The organism is Streptomyces sp. NPDC054887 (assembly GCF_053610585.1).
Genome location: NZ_JBSGYQ010000051.1, coordinates 34,622 through 55,186, shown reverse-complemented (window position 1 = coordinate 55,186; position 20,565 = coordinate 34,622). Strand labels below are relative to the sequence as shown.

The window sequence follows — 20,565 nt, the reverse complement described above, 5'->3', positions numbered from 1 at the left end:
CCGCCGCACCCCGGGGGTGCGGCGGCTCCGTCGTACACGCGGCCGTCGGTCAGACAGCGGTGATGACCTCGTCGTAGGCGAGGCGCGGGGAGCGCGGGTACCACGCGTCGTCGCCCGGCTTGCCGATGTTGACGACCATCAGCGGGGTGTGGTCGCCGTCGAGGAACTCCTTCTGGACGCCGGCGTGGTCGAAGCCGGTCATCGGGCCCGCGGCCAGGCCGGCGGCGCGGACGCCCACGATGAAGTACGCGGCCTGGAGGGCGGCGTTGAGACCGGCGGCGGACTCACGGGCCGGACGCGTCGAGAAGAAGATGTCGCGGGCCTGCGGGAAGTGCGGGAAGAGGTCCGGCAGCTCGTGGTGGAACTCGTTGTCGGCGGCGAGGATCGCGACCAGCGGGGCGGTGGCGGTCTTCGCCTGGTTGCCCTCGGCCATGTGCGGGACGAGGCGCTCGCGGGCCTCGGCGGAGCGGACCAGGACGATGCGCAGCGGCGTCTGGTTGAACGCGGTCGGGCCGAACTTGACCAGGTCGTAGATCGCCTGGATCTGCTCGTCGGTCACCGGCTCGTCCGTGAACGTGTTCGCGGTGCGGGCCTCGCGGAAGAGGAGGTCCTGGGCGGCGGGGTCAAGTACGAGGGACATGCGGTCACCTTCCGGGCGTGCTGCTGGGATCAGGCTGTGGTCTCACGGTAAGCCCACTTAGGTTGAACTTTCAACCAGAGTCGGCCTCTCGTGACTGGCCTCACAGCCAACCGCGCACGCCTGCCGCCGCATTCCTCGAACGCCGAGATGATTTCGCCACGCCCCGCACGGGAGTCGACGTGCCACCGCCAGACGGGCCGTTTACGGCCGGACGGGTTCTCTCGGCGCCCCGGGTTCAGTTCTCCTCGGCGAGCGAGGCGTCCAGGCGTGCCCTGGCTCCCTCCAGCCACCGGCGGCAGACCTTCGCCAGCTCCTCGCCGCGCTCCCAGAGCGCCAGCGACTCCTCCAGCGTCGTGCCGCCCGCCTCCAGACGCCGTACGACGTCGATCAGCTCGTCCCGGGCCTGCTCGTAACCGGGGGTCGTCGCTGCTTCGTCCGTTTCCGCCATGTGATCCACCTTAGGTAGGAGTTGAGAAAAGGCCGGGGCCGGGTCGCGTGCCGGCCGGCGGTGTCAGTCCGCGACCCGCACCGCGAACTCGCCCTCCGCCACCCGGGCGCGCAGCGGGTCACCGGCCGCGATGTCGTCCGGGGAGCGGACCACCGCGCCGTCCGCCCGCTGGAGCACCGCGTACCCCCGCTCCAGCGTCGCCGCCGGGGACAGCGCGACCACCCGGGCCCGCGTGTGGGACAGCTCCGAGTCCGCGCGGTCCAGCAGGTGCCCCAGCGTGCGCCGGCTGCGCGCCACCAGGGCGTCGACCTCCGCCTCGCGGTCGTCCACCATCCGCTGCGGCCGCTCCATCACCGGCCTGGCCAGCGCGTGCGCCAGCCCCCGCTCCTCGCGGTCGAGCAGGCCCCGCACGGTCCGCAGCGCCCGGTCGCGCAGCAACTGCACGCGGTCGAGCTCCTCGCCGACGTCCGGCACGACCTTCTTCGCCGCGTCCGTCGGCGTCGAGGCCCGCAGGTCCGCCACCAGGTCGAGCAGCGGCGAGTCCGGTTCGTGCCCGATCGCGGACACCACCGGCGTACGGCATCCGAAGACCGTCCGTACGAGCTGCTCGTCCGAGAACGGCAGCAGGTCCTCGACGCTTCCCCCGCCCCGCGCCACGATGATCACGTCGACCTCGGGCAGCTCGTCCAGCTCCTTGACCGCCTGGACGACCTGCGCGACCGCGCTCACGCCCTGCACCGCCACGTTGCGCACCTCGAAGCGGACGGCCGGCCAGCGCCGGCGCGCGTTCTCCAGGACGTCGCGCTCGGCCGCCGACGCCCGCCCCGTGACCAGGCCGATGCGCTGCGGCAGGAACGGCAGGGGCCGCTTGCGGTCCGGGGCGAACAGCCCCTCGCCCGCCAGCGTCTTCTTCAGCTGCTCCAGCCGCGCGAGCAGCTCCCCGATGCCCACCGGCTTCATCTCCGTCGCCCGCAGCGAGAGCTGCCCGCGCGGCGCGTACCACTCGGGCTTAGCGCGCACCACGACGCGCGCCCCCTCCGACACCACGTCCGCGATCGGGTCGAAGACCTGCCGGAAGCACGTGACGCCCACCGAGATGTCGTGCGAGGGGTCGCGCAGGGTCAGGAAGACGACCCCGGCGCCCGGCCTGCGCGAGATCTGCGTGATCTGTCCCTCCACCCACACCGCGCCGAGCCGGTCGATCCACCCGCCGATGAGGCGCGAGACCTGACCGACCGGCAGCGGGGCGTCCGCGGACGTATTCAGAGCCATGTACGAAGGCTAGCCGTCGGCACTGACACCCCTTCCGGTCCGACGCCCCCGCTGTACGAACACCACCACCAGGCCCACCGCCAGCCACACCGCTCCCACCGCCTGCGCCGTCCCGGAAGCCTCCACGATCACCGCGACCGCCACCGCCGCGCCCAGCACCGGCAGCAGCACGTGCCGCCACCACACCGGCGGCCCCTCCGTCCGCCGTACGGCGAACCAGCTCACCACCGACGCGTGCAGCAGCACGAACGCCGTCAGCGCCCCGATGTCGACCACCGACACCAGCTGGTCCAGACCGTCGTCGCGCCGCGCCGCCCACACCGCCGCCACCAGCGTCACCACGGCCGCCACTCCCAGCGCGCGCCGCGGCACGCCCGACTCGGCGTCGACCTTCGCCAGGACGCCCGGCAGCCGCCGCTCCCTGGCCATCGCGAACAGCAGCCGCCCCGCCGCCGCCTGCCCGGCCAGCGCCGCGAACGCCGCCCCGACCGCCTTGCTCACCGCCACCAGATCGCCCAGCCAGGTCCCGACCGAGGCGTCCACCGCGTCGTAGAACGCCGTCCCCTGCCTCCCCGGCTCGGCGGCGAGCCCCGCGGCCGTCACCGGCTGGAGCAGCGCGGCGAGGTACGTCTGCACCACGAACAGCACCCCGGCGAGAGCCAGGCAGGACAGCACCGCCCGCGCCACCCTCGCCGAGCCGCCCGTCACCTCTTCCGCGAACGAGGCGATCGCATCGAAGCCGAGGTACGACAGCACCGCCACGGACACCGCGCCCATCACCGCCGCGAGCGAGAAGCCGCCCAGCGACCCGTCACCGGTCAGCGGCGACAGCCAGCCGCGCCGCGCCCCGTCCTGCGCGAGCACCGCGGCCGCGGCCACCACGAACACCAGCAGCACGACGATCTCCACGGCCAGCACCGCGAAGCCGACGCGCGCGGCCGTCCGTACGCCGTACATGTTGAGCCCGGTCGTCACCACGACCGCGAGCGCCGTCCACACCCACTGCGAGACGGACGGGACGAGCGCTTGCATCGCGATCCCGGAGAAGAGGTACGCGACGGCGGGGATCAGCACGTAGTCGAGCGCCGCCATCCACCCGGCGACGAACCCGGGGCCCTCGCCGAGCGCCTTGCGGGCGTACGCGAAGACCGAACCCGCCTGGGGGACCACCCGCACCATTTGGGCGTAGCTGAATGCGGTGAACGCCATGGCGACCGTGGCGACCACGTAGACCAGCGCCACCGCGCCGTGGGACCGGGCGTCGAGCGTCCCGAACACGCCGACGGGCGCCATGGGGGCGATGAACAGCAGCCCGTAGACGACAAGATCCCGGAATCCAAGGCTCCGCCGCAGCCCCGCCGTCTTGGTCGGGGTCTCCGTCATCGTGCCTCCGTACGTCTCGCCCCGTGGAGCCGGGCGTCCAGTCTTGATCACGGAGGCGAACCCGGGCGTCAGTGGCGCGGCCTTACGATGGGGAACATGACTGCTACCGCCGCCCGTCGTGTCCTTCTCGCCGCTCCCCGTGGCTACTGCGCGGGCGTGGACCGTGCCGTGATCGCCGTGGAGAAGGCCCTCGAGCAGTACGGGGCGCCGATCTACGTCCGGCACGAGATCGTCCACAACAAGTACGTCGTGCAGACCCTGGAGAAGAAGGGCGCGATCTTCGTCGACGTCACGGCGGAGGTCCCCGAGGGCTCGATCGTCATGTTCTCGGCCCACGGCGTCGCGCCGACCGTGCACGCCGAGGCCGCCGAGCGGAAGCTGGCGACGATCGACGCGACCTGCCCGCTGGTCACCAAGGTCCACAAGGAAGCGGTCCGCTTCGCCAAGGAGGACTACGACATCCTCCTGATCGGCCACGAGGGGCACGAGGAGGTCATCGGCACGTCCGGCGAGGCCCCCGACCACATCACCCTGGTCGACGGCCCCGAAGACGTCGCCAACGTCTCCGTGCGGGACGAGTCGAAGGTCGTCTGGCTCTCCCAGACCACGCTCTCCGTCGACGAGACGATGGAGACGGTCGACGCGCTGAAGCAGAAGTTCCCGAACCTGCTCTCGCCCCCCAGCGACGACATCTGCTACGCCACGCAGAACCGGCAGATCGCGGTGAAGAAGCTCGCCGAGGACGCGCAGCTCGTCATCGTCGTCGGCTCCAAGAACTCCTCCAACTCGATCCGCATGGTCGAGGTGGCCCTCGACGCCGGCGCCCCCGCCGCGCACCTGGTCGACTTCGCCGACGAGATCGACGAGGCGTGGCTGGAAGGCGTCACGACGGTCGGCCTGACCTCCGGGGCATCGGTACCGGACGTCCTGGTCGACGGCGTACTGGAGTGGCTGGCCGAGCGGGGTTACGGCGACGTCGAGACGGTGAAGACCGCCGACGAGTCGATCACCTTCTCGCTGCCCAAGGAACTGCGCCGGGACCTGCGCGCGGAGGCGGCCCGTCTCGCCGGCGAGTGACGTTCGGCGTGAGCGCCGCCACTGTCCGTGCCACACCGTAACGTTGTGTCCATGAACGTCTTCGGAGTGGACATCGGCGGATCCGGCATCAAGGGCGCTCCCGTGGACCTGGCGCGCGGCGACCTGGCGGAACCCCGGCACAAGGTACTGACCCCCCAGCCGGCGACGCCGGACGACGTGGCCGACAGCGTGCGGGAGGTCGTCGGTCATTTCGGCTGGAACGGGCCGGTCGGCATCACGTTTCCCGGAGTGGTCACGGACGGCGTCACCCGTACCGCCGCGAACGTCGACAAGGGCTGGATCGGCGTCGACGCGCGGGCCCTGCTGGGCGAGCGCCTGGGCCTGCCCGTCACCGTCCTCAACGACGCCGACGCGGCCGGGGTAGCCGAGATGACCTTCGGCGCGGGCGCGGGCCGCAAGGGCGTGGTCTTCCTGCTGACCTTCGGCACCGGCATCGGCAGCGCGCTCTTCATCGACGGGAAGCTCGTGCCCAACACCGAGCTCGGCCACCTGGAGCTGAACGGCCACGACGCCGAGAAGCACGCCTCCACGAAGGCCAAGGAGGACGAGGACCTGAGCTGGCAGCACTGGTCGCACCGGGTGCAGAAGTACCTGGCGCACGTCGAGATGCTGTTCTCGCCGGAGCTGTTCGTCATCGGCGGCGGGGTCAGCCGCAAGGCCGAGAAGTTCCTGCCGCTGATCGAGGGCGTGCGCGCCGAGATCGTCCCGGCGCAGCTCCAGAACAACGCGGGCATCGTGGGCGCGGCGATGGCGGCGGGCGCCGGCACGTAGCGCGCGCCGCTGCCGTTACTCCACCGGGTCCGGGGTGCCGCGGCGGGCCGCCCGCTGGGCAGCTGCCTGGGCGGCCAGGTGGACGGCCCGCCGCCGCGCCATCAGCCGCACCTTGCGCACGGTCGCGATGACCCCGGCGACGAGCGTGCCGCCGTACAGCCAGCCCGCGTGTACGGCGAGCGCCGTGACCACCGCCATGAGCCGGCTGCCGAACCCGCCCGCCCCGCCGGCGATCGGCACCAGGCCGACGGCGAAGGCGATGGGTACGGCGATCGGCGCCGTCACCAGGTCGGCCGGCCGCACCCACAGCGCGGTCAGGGCGCTGACCGGCAGGAACAGCAGCCCGTACACGGTCGGCGAACCGTCCAACAGCAGCTGGTCGAGGCCGCCGAGCACCAGCATGACGGCGGACGCGAACAGCCCGCTGCCGAGCCCGGTCAGCCGCGGGTTCGGCAGCCGTCGCAGGGCCAGCACGACGGGCGGCACCGGCCGCGCCGGTCTCGCCGGCACGCGGTGGACGGCGGCGTCGGCGGACCCGCCCGGGGGGAGCAGGGGGGTCTGCGACCGCGGCTGGGGACGAGGGGGACGTGCCCTGTGTTGCTCCACCCCGACAACGTAGGTCGCGGGGAGGGAGGAAGCAGGCGCAGGACACGCCCTTTGGCCGACCTTGGCCGTGCGTTCGATGCGACGTGGCCGATCCGAGCCCCCCGGAGGCTTGTCAGGTTCCCGTCGTCGGCCCCGCGCCGCCCGCCCGTAAACTGGGGGATCGGTCCACTCCCGGGCCAGTCCTCACTTCAGGAAGTCGCCAACGTGTCGCTCACGATCGGAATCGTCGGCCTGCCGAATGTCGGCAAGTCGACCCTGTTCAACGCCCTGACCAAGAACGACGTGCTGGCGGCCAACTACCCGTTCGCCACCATCGAGCCGAACGTCGGCGTCGTCGGCGTCCCGGACGCCCGCCTGAACAAGCTCGCCGAGATCTTCAGCTCCCAGAAGATCCTCCCCGCGACGGTCGATTTCGTCGACATCGCAGGCATCGTGCGCGGCGCCTCGGAGGGTGAGGGCCTGGGCAACAAGTTCCTGGCGAACATCCGCGAGTCCGACGCGATCTGCCAGGTCATCCGCGCCTTCAAGGACGAGAACGTCGTCCACGTCGACGGCAAGGTCTCGCCGAAGGACGACATCGAGACGATCAACACCGAGCTGATCCTCGCGGACCTCCAGTCCGTCGAGAAGGCGGTCCCGCGCCTGACGAAGGAGTCGCGCCTCCAGAAGGAGAAGGTCGCGGTCCTGGCGGCGGTCGAGGAGGCCCAGAAGATCCTCGAAGCGGGCACCACCCTCTTCGCGGCGGGCATCACCGCCGGCACGGAGAAGGGGCAGCTTCTCCACGAGCTGCACCTCCTCACCACCAAGCCGTTCCTCTACGTCTTCAACGTCGACGAGGACGAACTGGTCGACGAGGACTTCAAGAACGAGCAGCGCGCCCTGGTCGCCCCCGCCGAGGCGATCTTCCTGAACGCGAAGATCGAGTCCGAGCTGATCGAGCTCGACGACGACGAGGCGCTGGAGCTCCTCCAGTCCATGGGCCAGGAGGAGCCCGGCCTGGCCACCCTCGGCCGCGTCGGCTTCGACACCCTGGGCCTCCAGACCTACCTGACGGCAGGCCCCAAGGAGACCCGCGCCTGGACGATCAAGAAGGGCGCGACGGCCCCCGAGGCGGCCGGTGTGATCCACACCGACTTCCAGAAGGGCTTCATCAAGGCCGAGGTCATCTCCTTCGACGACCTGGTCGAGACCGGCTCGGTCACCGAGGCCCGCGCGAAGGGCAAGGCCCGCATGGAGGGCAAGGAGTACGTCATGCAGGACGGCGACGTGGTGGAGTTCCGCTTCAACGTGTAGTCACGTCGAGTCCAGCGCCGAGGTGCTGGACCGAAACTGCGGGAGGGGGGTCGGACTCCGGTGAGTCCGGCCCCTTTCGTATGCCCGTGCTGACCTCGTGCCCGTGCTGACCTCGGTCGTGACCTTTCAGCCGCTCCGGGGTGGTGTGAGCTTGTCGAGGTCCAGGCTGATGTCGAAGGGCACCGGGCGCCGGAGGGTGCCCCGGAAGATACCGGCGGGGGCGTAGGCGCCGGTGGGTTCGTCGAGTTCGTAGACGTGGACCACAGGCGCGCCGGCCTCGTCCTCGATGCACCAGTAGTGCGGGATCCCGGCCTCCGCGTACTTGCGGAGCTTCACCGTGCGATCACGGTGGGCGGACTCGGGGGAGACGACCTCGATGACGAGCTGGACGTCCTCTGGTGCGAACCAGGTGCGGTCACCGTCGAAGTCGGCCGTCGTCACCAGCAGGTCTGGTTCGGGACGGTTGCGCGGGTCGAGCTTGATGGTCATGTCGCGGCCGACTCTGGTGTCGGCAGGCACCTGCTCCATGAGTGCGACCGTGAGCATCGTGACGAGGTGGCCATGCCACCACCTCTGGGGCGACATCATGAAGACGAGGGCTCCGTCGATCAGTTCGGTGTGGCGGGGCGCCTCGGGGAGGCGGTCGAGGTCCTCCGCGAACCAGCCTTCCGCGCGCGGCGGGCGCATCCAGTCGGGCAGTGCGGTCATGGGACAACCCTAGCGATTACGGCCGTCATGAGGGGGCGCTCCCTCGCTCGGAGCGCGGCGTACGGGGGTCGGGCAGCACGCGGGGCCGGACCCCGTCGGAGCCGGCCCCGGTGCGGGGAGGGTGGCTGTCAGCCCACTGTCATGGGGGTGTCGGGGGTGAGTTCGGCCGCGATGCGTTCGGCCACCTCTTCGGCCATGTTGCCCTCCGGGGTCTTCGGGGTCTTGGTGGCGGAGACCGCGATGGCGATGCGCTTGGACGGGTGGTACGCCTTGACCGCCCCGTAGCCGGAGAACGACGGGTTCTGGATCACCCAGCCGTTGACGACCAGGACGCCGAGACCGAAGTGCCTGGCCTTCGTCTGCTTCACGCAGACCGTGGCGGGACAGGTCTTGGTCGCGCCGCCGAGGCCGACCGTGCCCGGGTTCAGCAGGGTGCGGTACGAGCGGGGCGACAGGAGCTCGCCGCTGCCGATGCCCTCCGCCGAGCGGGCCAGGTCGCAGATGTGGGTGGTGATGACCGCGCCGGGCGCGGTGGTCCACGACGGGTTCCAGAAGGTCGATTCCTCGTACAGGCCGCGTTCGGAGGTGAACGCGTGCAGGACCGGCCTCGGGATGTCGGGGGTGAAGTTGTTGCGGGTGTTGCGCAGGCCCAGTGGCCCTGTGACGCGCTGGTGCAGCAGCTCGTCGATGGGCGTTCCGGTGATCTTCTCCAGCGCCTCGATCAGGAGCACGAAGTTGGCGTGGGAGTAGCTCCAGTTGGTGCCCGGCTTGTACCAGAGCGGGTGGGCGAGCGAGTACCCCACCAGCTCCTTCGGCGTCCACTGGCGGAACGGGTGCGCCTCCAGCACCGCCAGGAAGTCCGGGTCGGTGACGTAGTCGTGCAGACCGCTGGTCGCGTTGCCCAGCATCCGCAGGGTGATCTTGTCGGCGTGGGGCAGTTCGGGCAGCCAGCGGTCCACGGTGTCGTCGAGACCGACCTTGCCCTCTTCGACCAGCTGGAGGAGGGTCGTGCCCAGGTAGGAGAAGACCACGGAACCGGCGCGGAAGTGCATGCCCGGCTCGGCCGGGACGTTGGTCATGGACTCGCCCAGCGCGTCCGTGACGACCTCCTGCCCGTCAGCCGTGACCCGCACCTGCACGGCCTTCAGCCGCAGGTCGGCCTTGGCCTTGCGGACGATGTCCAGGACCTGCTCGGCCTCACCGCTGCGGCCCTCGGTCCTGACGCAGTCGGGGCCGCCGCGACCCTCGGGGCCATCGGCCGACGCGGACGAGGCGGCGGTGGTCTGGAGCGTGGCGGCGAGGAGGGCGGCGCACAGGAGGGCCCCGCAGGCGCGCGCGGGAGTGCGCGGCCGCGTACGGAAAGGAGTACGTGTCATGCCCGCACTATGTCGGGAAGAGTGCCGCAATTGGGGACAAAACACCTTCGCGTCGTGGGTGACCCGCCCATGTGGGGCAAGGCGGCCCCGCGCGGCCCTCGGCCGGGGGTCGGTGGGCGCCGGGAGGTGCGGCGAGGGCTGCTCAGGAAGGGCGTACCGTCCGGGCGGCGAGCACCTCGAACTCCTCGATACTGCGTGTGATCACCCGCGCCTGCGACGTGGCCTCCTCGCGCACCGCCGCCACCGCCCCGCGCGCCGCCGCCATGGCCTCGCGGTCGGTGTACATCGCCCCCACGGAGGCCCGGCCCCCGGCGCGGTCCACCAGCAGCGAGACCCCGGCGAAGCCCGGGATCCTCCGCAGCCCGGGAAGCGCGCTGTCGCGGAACGTCTCCACCAGCCGGTCCGTGTCGGCCGGATCGAACTCCAGGCGGACCAGCCGGAAGCCCGCACCCGGCCCCAGCGACTCGGGAGGGCTGACCACCGCCGCCTCCCAGCTGTCGGTCGCCACCGTCCGCGCGAACGGCGCGATCAGCTCGGCGCGGCGCTCGCGCAGGTGGTCGTCGCTGGCCCGCAGGCTCGCCTCGTCCTCCCACCACGACCCCACCAGCAGTTTCCCGAGCTCGCGGTCGACGAACAGGCCCATCCCGCGGTAGCCGGGCTCCTCCGACAGCAGCCTGCGTCCCTCGGTGCCGATGGCCTCGGCCACGCCGTCGAGCTTGGCCGGATCACCGGTCGCGTAGGTGGTGCGTACGTACATGGCGCCCTCTCCTGTGGTCCGGCGGCACCGTCCGCGACGGAGCCCCGCTCGGCGCGCCAGCCCGTGACGGGCCGGCGTGCGCTGTGCTCCATGCGACGGGGGGAGGCGGCGGGAATCAAGGCGGCAGGGGCGTTCGGGTGACTGCGCGCGCGCCGTGGAGTGGAGGGCCTGCTCCAACCGGCGGAGCATGGAAGACGGAGCCCGCTCCGGCCCGCGGACCGTCGGTGGTGACCTGGCGGGCGGGAGGAGGACAGCGTCATGACGGAGCAGACGCTCGACCCGGCACGGCAGGAGCAGTTCGCGGAACACATGGTGCGCGTACTCAACGATTCGTGCCTCGGCTACCTCTGCAGCCTCGGCCACCGCACGGGGCTCTTCGACGTCATGGCCGGCCTGGAGCCGTCGACCAGCCCCCAGATCGCTGAGGCCACGCGCCTCGACGAGCGGTACGTACGCGAGTGGCTCGGCGGGATGACCGTCGGCGGCGTCGTCGAGTACGACCCGGAGCGCGGCACCTACCGGCTGCCGCCCGAGCACGCCGCGTCGCTCGTACGGGCCGCCGGCCCGGACAACCTCGCCTCTTTCATGCAGGACCTGGCGATGCTCGGCAACGTCGAGGACAAGGTGCTCGACGCGTTCCGCCGCGGCGGCGGCGTCCCGTACTCGGCGTACCCGCGCTTCCAGGAACTCCAGGCCGAGGAGACGGCGCGGGTGTACGACGCGGCGCTCGTCGACGCGATCGTCCCGCTGGTGCCCGGACTGCCGGAGCGGCTGAGCCGGGGCATCGACGCGCTGGACATCGGCACCGGGCAGGGCCACGCGGTCAATCTGCTGGCCCGGGCGTTCCCCGCCAGTCAGTTCCTCGGCGTGGACATCTCCGACACCGGGATCGCGGCGGCGCGGGAGGAGGCGGAGCTGCTGGGGCTCGACAACGCCCGGTTCATGGTGTCCGACACCGCCGCGCTGGCCGGCACGTACGACCTGATCACGGCCTTCGACGTGATCCACGACCTGGCGCGGCCCGAGCGCGCCCTGTCGGCGGTGGCCGGCGCGCTGCGGGACGACGGGGTGTTCCTGATGGGCGACATCGCCGCGTCGAGCAAGCTGGAGGAGAACATCGGCCACCCGCTCGGCCCGACCCTCTACACCTTCTCGGTCTTCTACTGCATGTCCGTCTCGCTCGGCGAGGGCGGCGCCGGCCTCGGCACGGTGTGGGGCCGGCAGCGGGCGCTCCAGATGCTCGCGGAGGCCGGGTTCGACGACGTCGACGTGCGGGAGGTGGAGGGCGACGTCCTCAACCTCTATTACGTGGCCCGCAAAACCCGCCGCTGACCGGCCCGGCAGGCCCGTTGCGCGCCGGAGCCGACGGGCCGGGAGGCCCGGGCCGGGCGGTCTCAGTCCGGGGCGGCCGACCCGGCCGGGAGCAGGCCGAGCTGCCCGAGGAGGTCCATCTGGTCGAAGTACACCCGGTAGCTCACGATCCTGCCGTCCCGCACGGTCGCGATGTCGCACCCCCGCACCCTGACCTCCCGATGCGTCGGCTCCAGGCTCTCGCCGGAGGGCAGTACCAGCGGACCGGTGTTCCTGCCGGTGAAGAAGCCCTCGTCGATGGCCGTGTCGCCCGACTCGTGCCGGTGCACGGCCTCGTACCCGCTGTCCGGCATCGCGTCCATCGTCTGGCGCCAGTACTCGGCGATGCTCGCCCGGCCCCGGATCTCGCCGTCCGGGGTGACGGCGACCGCGTCCTCCGCGAAGCAGTCCATGACGGCCTTGAGGCCCGCGCCCTCGGTGAGGGCCTCGGTGAGCCGGTCCACGACCTCACGTGCCTGCCCCATGATCCACCTCCGGATCGCGCGTGGTGCATATGGCATGTTCGTACCATTTTCCCACGGGGCCGGGTGCGTGCGCAGGCACCCGCGGAACCGCGGCGCCCGGGTCAGCCGCCCGCCAGGCCCGTCTTCGCGCCCGCGCCGCACAGGGGAACCACCGTGGTTCCGGCGACCTGCCCGGGGTGCGCGGCGAGCGCGGCCCAGCAGGCCACGCCGGTCGACTCGACGAAGAGCCCGCGGGCCGCGAGGTCCCGCTGTGCGGCGCGGATCTGGGGATCCGTCACGGTCAGGAAGGTGCCGCCGGACTCCCGTACGGCGCGCAGGATCTGCGCGGCGCGCGGTGGCCGCGGGACGGCGATGCCCTCGGCGAGGGTGGGCCGCGCGGGCGTCCGGGGCCCGTCGCCCGGCAGGTCGTCTGTTCCGGCGTGGAAGGCCGCCGCCAGCGGCGACACCGCCTCGGCCTGTACGGCGACCAGGGCGGGGCGGCGGTCGACGAGCCCCTGGCCGTGCAGCTCGTTGATCGCGAGCCAGGCGCCGAGCAGCAGCGTGCCGTTGCCGACGGGGACGACGACGGTGTCGGGGAGCCGGCCGCCGAGGTCCTCCCACAGCTCGTAGAGGTACGTCTTGGTGCCGTGCAGGAAGTACGGGTTGTGGACGTGGCTCGCGTAGAAGACGCCGGGTTCGCCGGCCGCGGCGCGGGCGGCGACCGCCGCCGCCTCGCGGTCGCCGGGGACGAGCGTGACGCGGGCCCCGTGCGCCCGGATCTGCTCCGTCTTCTTGGGCGAGGTCGCGGCGGGGACGTACACCGTGCAGGGCAGCCCGGCCCGTGCGCAGTAAGCGGCGATCGCCGTGCCCGCGTTGCCGCTGCTGTCCGCGATGACGTGGGCCACCCGGCCGGGGCCGAGGCGGCGGGCGAGTGCGGCGAGCATGACCGCGCCGCGGTCCTTGAACGACAGCGTCGGCATCAGGAAGTCGAGTTTGGCCGAAACGAGGTCGGTGAGGGGTACGAGCGGAGTGCGGCCTTCCCCCAGCGTCAGGCCCGCCTCCGGTTCCGCCAGGGGCAGCGCCTCCGTGTAACGCCACAGTGAATTCACCCGGCCCGCGAGGGACTTCAGGGGAACGGGCGAGGAGGGCGCGAAGTCGAGGTCCCAGGGGCCGCCGCAGGTGGGGCACCGCCAGGCCAGGGACTCGACCGGGGCGCGGGAGCCGTCGGCGGGGCAGCGGTACGCCATGGACGCCGCCGGCGCCGCCGAGGGGGCCGGACCCGTGGAGATCGTCATGCGGGAAGCCTAGGCAGCGGGGGGCCCCGCGCACGCTCATGTCGGCCGTGTGGCAGGCGTATGGCGGGTCTGGTTTGACTCTTGTGGGATTCCTATGGATGCGTCAATCTTTCGCCTGTCGGCAAGGCGTGGGAAACGACGCGGATCCGCAGCGTTCGTTTGTCATGCCCCTGTCGTGCCGCCGTACCGATGCACCGCCGCACCGCTGTACCGCCGCACCGACGCACCACCCCCCACCAGCGCACCGCCAATGAGGAGGACCCCTCACATGTCCGTGATGCGTAGTTCCCGGCGAAGAGTTGCCGCAGCCAGTGCCACCACCGTCGTAGCCCTCGCGCTCGGCGCGGTCTCCGCCCTCCCCGCCACCGCGGGCGAGGCCGAGGGCCGGATCCTGAACGCCGGAGTCCCCGGAACCATCGCGGGAAGCTACATCGTGACCCTCGACGAGGCGGCGGCCGACGCCGGTTCGGCGGAGGGCAGGGCGCTGGCCAAGGAGTACGGCGCCAAGATCAAGAAGACGTACACCGCGGCCCTCAACGGGTACGCCGTCGAACTGTCCGAGGCGCAGGCGAAGAAGTTCGCCGCCGACCCGGCCGTCGACGCCGTCGTCCAGAACCGCACCTTCACCGTCAGCGCGACCCAGCCCAACCCGCCGTCGTGGGGCCTGGACCGCATCGACCAGAAGGCGCTGCCGCTGAACCAGAGCTACACCTACCCGGACACCGCGGGTGAGGGCGTCACCGCGTACGTCATCGACACCGGCGTACGCATCACCCACAGCGACTTCGGCGGCCGCGCCTCCTACGGCTACGACGCCGTCGACAACGACAACACCGCCCAGGACGGCCACGGTCACGGCACCCACGTCGCCGGCACCGTCGCGGGCGGCGCGTACGGCGTCGCCAAGAAGGCCAAGGTCGTCGGCGTCCGCGTGCTCAACAACCAGGGCTCGGGCACGACCGCCCAGGTCGTCGCGGGCATCGACTGGGTCACGAAGAACGCCGTGAAGCCGGCCGTCGCGAACATGAGCCTCGGCGGCGGCGCCGACGCCGCCCTCGACACGGCCGTCCGCAACTCCATAGCCTCCGGCGTCACCTACGCGGTCGCCGCCGGCAACGAGAGCACCGACGCCTCCACCAAGTCGCCCGCCAGGGTGGCCGAGGCGATCACCGTCGGCGCCACGACCAGCACCGACGCCAAGGCCAGCTACTCCAACTACGGCAGCATCCTCGACATCTTCGCGCCGGGCTCCTCGATCACCTCCGCGTGGGCCACCAGCGACACGGCGACGAACTCCATCTCCGGTACGTCGATGGCCTCCCCGCACGTCGCGGGCGCCGCCGCGCTGTACCTCGCGGCCAACAAGACCGCCACCCCCGCGCAGGTCTCCAGCGCGCTGACCTCGGCCGCCACGACCGGCGTCGTGACGAGCCCCGGCTCCGGCTCGCCGAACCGTCTGCTGTACGTCGGCACCGGCGACACCCCGCCGCCCACCGGCAAGCGGTTCGAGAACCTGACCGACTACGCGATCAGCGACAACTCGACCGTGGAGTCCCCCGTCACCGTCAGCGGCATCACCGGCAACGCGCCGGCGACGCTGAGCGTGCCGGTCGACATCAAGCACACGTACATCGGTGACCTCAAGGTCGACCTGATCGCCCCCGACGGCACGGCCTACACGCTCAAGGGCTACGGGACCGGCGGCAGCAGCGACAACCTGATCACCACGTACACGGTCAACGCCTCGTCCGAGGTGGCCAACGGCGTGTGGAAGCTGCGGGTCAGCGACAACGCGGCGTACGACACGGGCAAGATCGACTCGTGGGCGCTGCAGTTCTGACACCGCGGTGCTGACACGCTGAACGAATGAGTGGGGGGCGGTCGCCTGGGCGGCCGCCCCTCACGCACGTCCGCACGCGGTTTCCTGACGCTGCGTCGTCGGACTGGGGTGCGGAGGGCGGAGACGGGGTCGAGGCGGCGCCGGCGCCGGTGGTGAGGCACCGGCTTCTATACCCCCACAAGCCCCTGCGTAAAGACAAGTCATCACTTCGGGTGAAACCTTGGCCTGTGCTTGCGGTCAACAACCCACGGTTGTCACGCTGTTGCTGTGTGTCAACCTGATGGGAGTGGCCAGTGACATTCGGTGAGCAGCCGGCCTATCTGCGCGTCGCCGGCGATCTACGGCAGAAGATCGTCGACGGTTCCCTGCCACCCCACACCCGCCTCCCCTCGCAGGCGCGCATCCGGCAGGAGTACGGCGTCTCCGACACCGTGGCCCTGGAGGCGCGCAAGGTGCTCATGGCCGAGGGCCTGGTCGAAGGCCGGTCCGGCTCGGGTACGTACGTACGGGAGCAGCCCGTTCCGCGCCGCGTCTCCCGCGGGGGCTATCGCGGAACGGTCCCGCCGACGCCGTTCCGTCAGGAGCAGTCGGAGGCCGGCGCTCGCGGCACCTGGGAGTCCAGCAGCGAGCAGGAGGAGGCCGCTGCGTCCATCGCCAAGCGGCTCGGCGTCCAGGAGGGCGACCGCGTGATGCGCACGCGGTACGTCTTCCGGGACGCGGGCGAGGCGATGATGCTCTCCACCTCCTGGGAGCCCCTGGCGCTGACGGGGCGCACACCCGTGATGCTCCCGGAGGAGGGTCCGCTGGCCGGCTGCGGCGTCGTCGAGCGGATGGCGGCCATCGACATCGTCGTGGACAACGTGGTGGAGGAGGTCGGCACGCGGCCCGGGCTCGCCGAGGAGCTGCTGCGGCTCGGCGGCGTGCCGGGGCACGCGGTGCTGGTCATCGAGCGGACGTACTACGCGTCCGGGATGGCGGTCGAGACGGCCGACGTGGTGGTCCCTGCGGACCGCTACCGGATCGCGTACCACCTGCCCGTGAAATGAACGCCGCCGCGAAGGCGGTGGACGCGGGGGCCGGGGGGCCCGAGGGGAAGGGGAAGGGGGCGCACTGCTCGGCGTGCGCCCCCTTCGGCATGGCTGGATGCGTACCTCTTTGTGTTAAAGCGTATCCACTGAGTAAAGGTCAGGCGTACGCTCGGGCATATGCGGATTGCGGTTTCCTGGAGATCCTTAGAGGCGAGTGCACCGGCGGACGGGGGCGCGAAGTGAACGACAGCGGTGCTGTGCTCCCCTGGCTGGTCATACGGCAGGACGACAACGGCAACCGCTACCGCGTCGGCCGGTACGCGACGAGAGCCGAGGCGCAGAAGATGGCCGACAGTCTCGACGCCCGCGGCCACAAGCAGCTCTACTGGGTCGAGCGCATCGGGCAGAGCGTCCAGTAGCGGCGGGACGCCGTAGGCTCCCGCCATGACTGATCGTGTCCTGGTGGTGGGCGCCGCCGTCTTCGACGGGGGCCGGCTGCTGGCCGCGCGCCGCAGCGCACCGCCCGAGCTGGCCGGCCGCTGGGAGCTGCCCGGCGGCAAGGTGGAGCCCGGCGAGACGCCGCCCCAGGCGCTCGTACGGGAACTCCGCGAAGAGCTGGGCGTCGAGACGGACGTGCTGGAGCGCATCCCCGGCGAGTGGCCGCTGAAGCCCGGCTACGTCCTCCAGGTGTGGACCGCCCGGCTGCTGTCCGGCACGCCCCGCCCCCTCCAGGACCACGACGACCTGCGCTGGCTCCTGCCGTACGAGGCCGACGCCGTGGACTGGCTTCCCCAGGACCGCCCGGCCGTCGCCGAGGCGGTACGCCGTCTGAGCGCCCTGCCGGGCCCCGCGGCACCGGCCTGACGCGGGGACCCGGCGTGCCCGTGCGTGAGGCGTACGGGGAACACGCGTACGCCGTTCGTGCCACAGTGCGCCCCGGTCCGGGATAGCCCGCGCCTCATATCGGGTATGTGCTGATTAACCCCCCGAAATAGGGCGCGGGCCTGCGGCTGATCTGGGACCTGGGATGTGGTCGGCGTGATCGACACCGACGGCGACTGCGCCGAGTGGACGTTCCCTGCTGAGCCGGGCGCCGTCGGCAGCGCCCGTCACGCCGTCCGCGAGGCACTGCGCGCCTGGGGGTTGCCCGACGCCGTCGGGGACATCGCCGTCCTGCTGGTCAGTGAGCTCGTGACCAATTCCTTGCGGTACGCCTCCGGCCCCATCGGTGTCCGTCTCCGGCGCCCGGGCGCCGGAGACCGCGCGCCCGGCGTACGCCCCGTACTGGTGGTCGAGGTCTCGGACCCCCTTCCGGATCCGCCGCTGGAACGGGTGGCGCACGCCGATGACGAGGGGGGACGCGGTCTGCGGCTGGTGGCCGACGCCGCGCAGCGATGGGGCACCCGACCAGGCAGGACAGGCAAGACGGTGTGGTTCGAGCTGGCTCTCCCTGGTTAGAAGAGTGAAGGGACAACGATCACCGCGCGACTCTCTTCCCCCGGCCGAAAAGGAACGAGACCGTGCTGTGATCGTGAACGCCGTGCAGGTTGCGACCGTAGTGCTGAATACTGCGGGAAGGACCGGTCCGGTGCGTTGAGCTGGAGGGGACGGTCGCGTGAACGAGATATCAGCGGCAGCGGGCGAAGTGATGTGGCAGAACAGCCCGCCCGGCTCGATCTACGACTACATAAGAGTCGCGTCCTTCTCGATCGGCCCGGGAGGGCTGGTCGAGCAGTGGAGCAAGCGGGCCGAGGAGCTGTTCGGCCTGCCCGCGTCCGACGTCGTCGGCAGGGACCCGGTCGAGGCCTTCATACCTCCCGAACTGCGGACGCGGGGCCGGCGCAGGCTCTCCGAGATACTCGACGGCAAGGAATGGACGGGCCTCGTCCCGTTCCGGATGCCCCACCGTGAAGGCGCTGAGGCGCGTGCGCACGGCCTGGCGGAGATCTACGTGATGCCCAGCGCCACGGCCGCCGGCGAACAGGCCGCGCTCTGCCTCGTCGTCGATGTCCGCGCCGTACGCGGAATCGAGACCGATCTCGCCGCTTCGCAGGCCATTTTCGGCCAATCTCCTTTCGGCTTCCTTCTGTTCGGTACGGACTTCACGGTGCAGCGTGCCAACCAGCGCTTCGCCACCGTCTTCGGCGGCGCCGCCGAGGACCACCGGGGCCGCACCGTCCACGACTACCTCACCCCCGCCGAGGCCGCCCGCATGACGGCCGCCCTCCAGCGGGTCCTGCAGACCGGTGAGGCCGTCACCGACATGCAGCTCGTCGGCACGGCGCCGGGGGAGACCGAGCGCAGGTACTGGTCGGTCAACCTCTACCGGGTGCACAGCGGAGCCGGCCGCCCCATCGGGGTCGCCGGGCTCGCCACCGACGTGACCGGCCGTCACGTCGCCGCCCGCGAGGCCGCCGACGCCCGCCGCAACCTCGCCCTGCTGAACGAGGCCGGCGCCCGCATAGGCAACTCGCTCGACCTGGAGACCACCGCCCGCGAACTCCTCGACGTGGCCGTGCCCGGCTTCTGCGATCTGGCGTCCGTCGACCTCTACCAGGGGCTGCTGGCCGGTGACGAGGCCCCACCGGGCCGGGCGGACGGCAGCGCCGAGCTGCGCCGCGTCGCCTTCGCCAGCGCCGTCTCCGACGGCCCGCTGGCCGCCCCCGGATGCGTCGCGGACGGCGACGCACCGGGGCCCACCGAAGTCGGCGACGTGCACCGGTACCCGTTCCACTCGCCCTGTGCGGGCGCCCTGCGCACCGGCCGCGTCCGGGTCGTGCCGGGCCGGGACGGCAGCCTCGTCCACACCACCCTGGCCGTGCCGATGGTCGCCCACGACACCGTCGTCGGCCTCGCCCAGTTCTCCCGCACGAAGGGCAGCGAGCCCTTCGGGGAACGGGACTTGGCCCTGGCCACGGAACTGGCCGCCCGCGCCGCCGTCTGCATCGACAACGCCCGTCTCTACCGGCGGGAGCACGAGCGCGCCCTGATCCTCCAGCGCAGCCTGCTGCCGCCCGGCGACCCCGAGGCGGCGGGGCTCGACATCGCCTGCCGCTACCTGCCCGGCAACACGGCGACCGAGGTGGGGGGCGACTGGTTCGACGTCATCGAACTGCCGGGCCACCGCACGGCCCTGGTCGTCGGCGACGTCATGGGACGGGGTCTGCGCGCGGCCGTCGCGATGGGCGAACTGCGCACCGCCGTACGGACGCTGGCCCTGCTCGACCTGGAACCCGCCGAGGTCCTCTCGGCCCTGGACGAGATCGCCCGCGGCCTCGGCACGCCCAGCGGCACGCAGCACGCCTCCCGCGCCACCCACCGGGCACGCGAGGCCGATCTCTCGGAGGTCTACCTGGCGACCTGCGTGTACGCCGTCTACGACCCGGTCACCCGCCGGTGCACGTTCGCCAACGCGGGCCACCTGCCGCCGGTCCTCGTCGAACCGGGCGAGGAGGCGCTGCTGCTCGACGTGCCGCCGGGGATGCCGCTCGGCGTCGGCGGCGAGCCGTTCGAGGAGGTCGAGGTCGAAGTCCCGGAAGGGGCGCTGCTCGCCCTCTACACCGACGGCCTCGTCGAGTCGCGGGAGCATCCCCTGGACGAGGGACTCATGGCGTTCCGCGCCGCCCTCACCGATGCGGCGCACCCCCTCGAAGATGTCTGCGACCACGTCCTGAACACCCTCGACACCCGGCACGGCGAGGACGACATCGCGCTGCTCATGGCCCGCATACAGGGGATGCCGGCCGAGTCGGTCGGCGACTGGTCGCTGCCGCGCGAGCCGCGCTCGGTCGGCCGGGCGCGCGAACTGGCGCGGGCGCAGCTCGTCACCTGGGGCCTCGAAGACCTGGTGGACACCACGGAACTGCTGGTCAGCGAACTGGTCACCAACGCGCTGCGGTACGGAGAGGGCGACATCAGGCTCCGGCTGCTCCTCGACCGTACGCTCGTCTGCGAGGTCTGGGACGCCGGGCTCGTGCAGCCGCGGCGGCGCCGGGCCCGCGACACCGACGAGGGCGGACGCGGGCTCCAGCTGGTGGGGCTGCTCAGCGCCGCGTGGGGCTCGCGGCGCACTCCGCGCGGGAAGACGGTGTGGTTCGAACTCGCGCTGCCGACGGGGGAGGCGGAGAAGGAGGAACTCAGCTTCGACCAGTTGCTGAGTTTGTTCTGACGGTCCGTCCGGGACGGACGGGGACCGGTCCCGGCTGTCGCGGCCGGGGCCGGGGCGGGGAACCCGGC

General features: G+C 71.8%; 20 protein-coding genes. 10 read left to right on the top strand and 10 right to left on the bottom strand.

Annotated elements, in window-relative coordinates:
• Positions 1-49: 49 nt before the first annotated feature.
• The 4 genes from ACWGH0_RS25530 to ACWGH0_RS25515 all read right to left on the bottom strand — a co-directional run bounded on the left by ACWGH0_RS25530 (position 50) and on the right by ACWGH0_RS25515 (position 3,743).
• Positions 50-640, bottom strand: coding sequence for a malonic semialdehyde reductase (locus ACWGH0_RS25530; RefSeq protein ID WP_453406564.1), 591 nt, complete (start codon positions 638-640; stop codon positions 50-52).
• A gap of 235 nt (positions 641-875) precedes the next feature.
• Entirely contained in the window at positions 876-1,088 is a 213-nt protein-coding gene (locus tag ACWGH0_RS25525) for an exodeoxyribonuclease VII small subunit (RefSeq protein ID WP_453406563.1), read from the bottom strand.
• A 63-nt stretch (positions 1,089-1,151) separates the two neighbouring features.
• Positions 1,152-2,360: an exodeoxyribonuclease VII large subunit gene (xseA, locus tag ACWGH0_RS25520; RefSeq protein WP_453406562.1), complete on the bottom strand. Its 1,209-nt coding sequence runs from the start codon at positions 2,358-2,360 to the stop codon at positions 1,152-1,154.
• Positions 2,361-2,369: 9 nt separating this feature from the next.
• Positions 2,370-3,743: an APC family permease gene (locus tag ACWGH0_RS25515; RefSeq protein WP_453406561.1), complete on the bottom strand. Its 1,374-nt coding sequence runs from the start codon at positions 3,741-3,743 to the stop codon at positions 2,370-2,372.
• An 87-nt stretch (positions 3,744-3,830) separates the two neighbouring features.
• Here ACWGH0_RS25515 and ACWGH0_RS25510 point away from each other — a divergent pair, with 87 nt between their 5' ends.
• Positions 3,831-4,820 carry a 4-hydroxy-3-methylbut-2-enyl diphosphate reductase gene (locus ACWGH0_RS25510; protein WP_453406560.1) on the top strand — a complete coding sequence of 330 codons (990 nt, stop codon included), beginning with the start codon at positions 3,831-3,833 and terminating at the stop codon, positions 4,818-4,820.
• Positions 4,821-4,871: 51 nt separating this feature from the next.
• The gene (gene ppgK / locus ACWGH0_RS25505) at positions 4,872-5,612 is read left to right on the top strand and encodes a polyphosphate--glucose phosphotransferase (protein WP_453406559.1); all 741 of its coding nucleotides are present in this window, start codon (positions 4,872-4,874) and stop codon (positions 5,610-5,612) included.
• A gap of 15 nt (positions 5,613-5,627) precedes the next feature.
• On the opposite strand, the gene ACWGH0_RS25500 is transcribed toward ppgK, so the two are convergent.
• A complete protein-coding gene (locus tag ACWGH0_RS25500) occupies positions 5,628-6,122 on the bottom strand; it encodes a DUF6542 domain-containing protein (RefSeq protein WP_453406558.1) in 495 nt (164 codons plus the stop codon).
• 300 nt (positions 6,123-6,422) lie between these two features.
• On the opposite strand from ACWGH0_RS25500, the gene ychF reads away from it, so the two are divergent.
• Complete coding sequence (ychF, locus tag ACWGH0_RS25495; RefSeq protein ID WP_453406557.1) at positions 6,423-7,511, top strand: redox-regulated ATPase YchF; 1,089 nt, start codon at positions 6,423-6,425, stop codon at positions 7,509-7,511.
• 126 nt (positions 7,512-7,637) lie between these two features.
• Here the strand turns inward: ychF and ACWGH0_RS25490 are convergent, their stop codons facing one another.
• The 3 genes from ACWGH0_RS25490 to ACWGH0_RS25480 all read right to left on the bottom strand — a co-directional run bounded on the left by ACWGH0_RS25490 (position 7,638) and on the right by ACWGH0_RS25480 (position 10,352).
• Positions 7,638-8,219, bottom strand: a complete 582-nt coding sequence (locus tag ACWGH0_RS25490; RefSeq protein ID WP_453406556.1) for a Uma2 family endonuclease — start codon at positions 8,217-8,219, stop codon at positions 7,638-7,640.
• Between the two features lie 128 nt (positions 8,220-8,347).
• Positions 8,348-9,595: a serine hydrolase domain-containing protein gene (locus ACWGH0_RS25485; RefSeq protein WP_453406555.1), complete on the bottom strand. Its 1,248-nt coding sequence runs from the start codon at positions 9,593-9,595 to the stop codon at positions 8,348-8,350.
• A 142-nt stretch (positions 9,596-9,737) separates the two neighbouring features.
• Positions 9,738-10,352: an antibiotic biosynthesis monooxygenase gene (locus ACWGH0_RS25480; protein WP_453406554.1), complete on the bottom strand. Its 615-nt coding sequence runs from the start codon at positions 10,350-10,352 to the stop codon at positions 9,738-9,740.
• 258 nt (positions 10,353-10,610) lie between these two features.
• Between ACWGH0_RS25480 and ACWGH0_RS25475 the strand changes: the two genes are divergently transcribed.
• Positions 10,611-11,684 carry a class I SAM-dependent methyltransferase gene (locus tag ACWGH0_RS25475; RefSeq protein WP_453406553.1) on the top strand — a complete coding sequence of 358 codons (1,074 nt, stop codon included), beginning with the start codon at positions 10,611-10,613 and terminating at the stop codon, positions 11,682-11,684.
• Between the two features lie 62 nt (positions 11,685-11,746).
• Here ACWGH0_RS25475 and ACWGH0_RS25470 read toward each other — a convergent pair whose 3' ends face one another.
• Together ACWGH0_RS25470 and ACWGH0_RS25465 are read right to left on the bottom strand one after the other, a co-directional pair.
• A complete protein-coding gene (locus tag ACWGH0_RS25470; protein ID WP_453406552.1) occupies positions 11,747-12,187 on the bottom strand; it encodes an ester cyclase in 441 nt (146 codons plus the stop codon).
• 101 nt (positions 12,188-12,288) lie between these two features.
• Positions 12,289-13,461, bottom strand: a complete 1,173-nt coding sequence (locus ACWGH0_RS25465; protein WP_453406551.1) for a threonine synthase — start codon at positions 13,459-13,461, stop codon at positions 12,289-12,291.
• Between the two features lie 268 nt (positions 13,462-13,729).
• Between ACWGH0_RS25465 and ACWGH0_RS25460 the strand changes: the two genes are divergently transcribed.
• The 6 genes from ACWGH0_RS25460 to ACWGH0_RS25435 all read left to right on the top strand — a co-directional run bounded on the left by ACWGH0_RS25460 (position 13,730) and on the right by ACWGH0_RS25435 (position 20,497).
• Positions 13,730-15,301, top strand: coding sequence for a S8 family peptidase (locus ACWGH0_RS25460; RefSeq protein ID WP_453406550.1), 1,572 nt, complete (start codon positions 13,730-13,732; stop codon positions 15,299-15,301).
• A 293-nt stretch (positions 15,302-15,594) separates the two neighbouring features.
• A complete protein-coding gene (locus ACWGH0_RS25455; protein WP_453406549.1) occupies positions 15,595-16,347 on the top strand; it encodes a GntR family transcriptional regulator in 753 nt (250 codons plus the stop codon).
• 221 nt (positions 16,348-16,568) lie between these two features.
• Positions 16,569-16,748: an SPOR domain-containing protein gene (locus ACWGH0_RS25450; protein WP_138898313.1), complete on the top strand. Its 180-nt coding sequence runs from the start codon at positions 16,569-16,571 to the stop codon at positions 16,746-16,748.
• A gap of 25 nt (positions 16,749-16,773) precedes the next feature.
• Positions 16,774-17,193, top strand: a complete 420-nt coding sequence (locus tag ACWGH0_RS25445; protein ID WP_453406548.1) for a (deoxy)nucleoside triphosphate pyrophosphohydrolase — start codon at positions 16,774-16,776, stop codon at positions 17,191-17,193.
• Between the two features lie 165 nt (positions 17,194-17,358).
• Complete coding sequence (locus ACWGH0_RS25440) at positions 17,359-17,787, top strand: ATP-binding protein (RefSeq protein WP_453406547.1); 429 nt, start codon at positions 17,359-17,361, stop codon at positions 17,785-17,787.
• 190 nt (positions 17,788-17,977) lie between these two features.
• A complete protein-coding gene (locus ACWGH0_RS25435) occupies positions 17,978-20,497 on the top strand; it encodes a SpoIIE family protein phosphatase (protein ID WP_453406565.1) in 2,520 nt (839 codons plus the stop codon).
• Positions 20,498-20,565 lie beyond the last annotated feature (68 nt).

What these genes read in the sequence shown, in the direction of transcription:
- ACWGH0_RS25530 (WP_453406564.1), bottom strand. Translation starts at nt 640, where the DNA reads ATGTCCCTCGTACTTGACCCCGCCGCCCAGGACCTCCTCTTCCGCGAG.
- ACWGH0_RS25460 (WP_453406550.1), top strand. Translation starts at nt 13,730, where the DNA reads ATGTCCGTGATGCGTAGTTCCCGGCGAAGAGTTGCCGCAGCCAGTGCC.
- ACWGH0_RS25465 (WP_453406551.1), bottom strand. Translation starts at nt 13,461, where the DNA reads ATGACGATCTCCACGGGTCCGGCCCCCTCGGCGGCGCCGGCGGCGTCC.
- xseA (WP_453406562.1), bottom strand. Translation starts at nt 2,360, where the DNA reads ATGGCTCTGAATACGTCCGCGGACGCCCCGCTGCCGGTCGGTCAGGTC.
- ACWGH0_RS25490 (WP_453406556.1), bottom strand. Translation starts at nt 8,219, where the DNA reads ATGACCGCACTGCCCGACTGGATGCGCCCGCCGCGCGCGGAAGGCTGG.
- ACWGH0_RS25470 (WP_453406552.1), bottom strand. Translation starts at nt 12,187, where the DNA reads ATGGGGCAGGCACGTGAGGTCGTGGACCGGCTCACCGAGGCCCTCACC.
- ACWGH0_RS25510 (WP_453406560.1), top strand. Translation starts at nt 3,831, where the DNA reads ATGGGGAACATGACTGCTACCGCCGCCCGTCGTGTCCTTCTCGCCGCT.
- ppgK (WP_453406559.1), top strand. Translation starts at nt 4,872, where the DNA reads ATGAACGTCTTCGGAGTGGACATCGGCGGATCCGGCATCAAGGGCGCT.
- ACWGH0_RS25485 (WP_453406555.1), bottom strand. Translation starts at nt 9,595, where the DNA reads ATGACACGTACTCCTTTCCGTACGCGGCCGCGCACTCCCGCGCGCGCC.
- ACWGH0_RS25515 (WP_453406561.1), bottom strand. Translation starts at nt 3,743, where the DNA reads ATGACGGAGACCCCGACCAAGACGGCGGGGCTGCGGCGGAGCCTTGGA.
- ACWGH0_RS25525 (WP_453406563.1), bottom strand. Translation starts at nt 1,088, where the DNA reads ATGGCGGAAACGGACGAAGCAGCGACGACCCCCGGTTACGAGCAGGCC.
- ACWGH0_RS25435 (WP_453406565.1), top strand. Translation starts at nt 17,978, where the DNA reads ATGTGGCAGAACAGCCCGCCCGGCTCGATCTACGACTACATAAGAGTC.
- ACWGH0_RS25480 (WP_453406554.1), bottom strand. Translation starts at nt 10,352, where the DNA reads ATGTACGTACGCACCACCTACGCGACCGGTGATCCGGCCAAGCTCGAC.
- ACWGH0_RS25445 (WP_453406548.1), top strand. Translation starts at nt 16,774, where the DNA reads ATGACTGATCGTGTCCTGGTGGTGGGCGCCGCCGTCTTCGACGGGGGC.
- ACWGH0_RS25475 (WP_453406553.1), top strand. Translation starts at nt 10,611, where the DNA reads ATGACGGAGCAGACGCTCGACCCGGCACGGCAGGAGCAGTTCGCGGAA.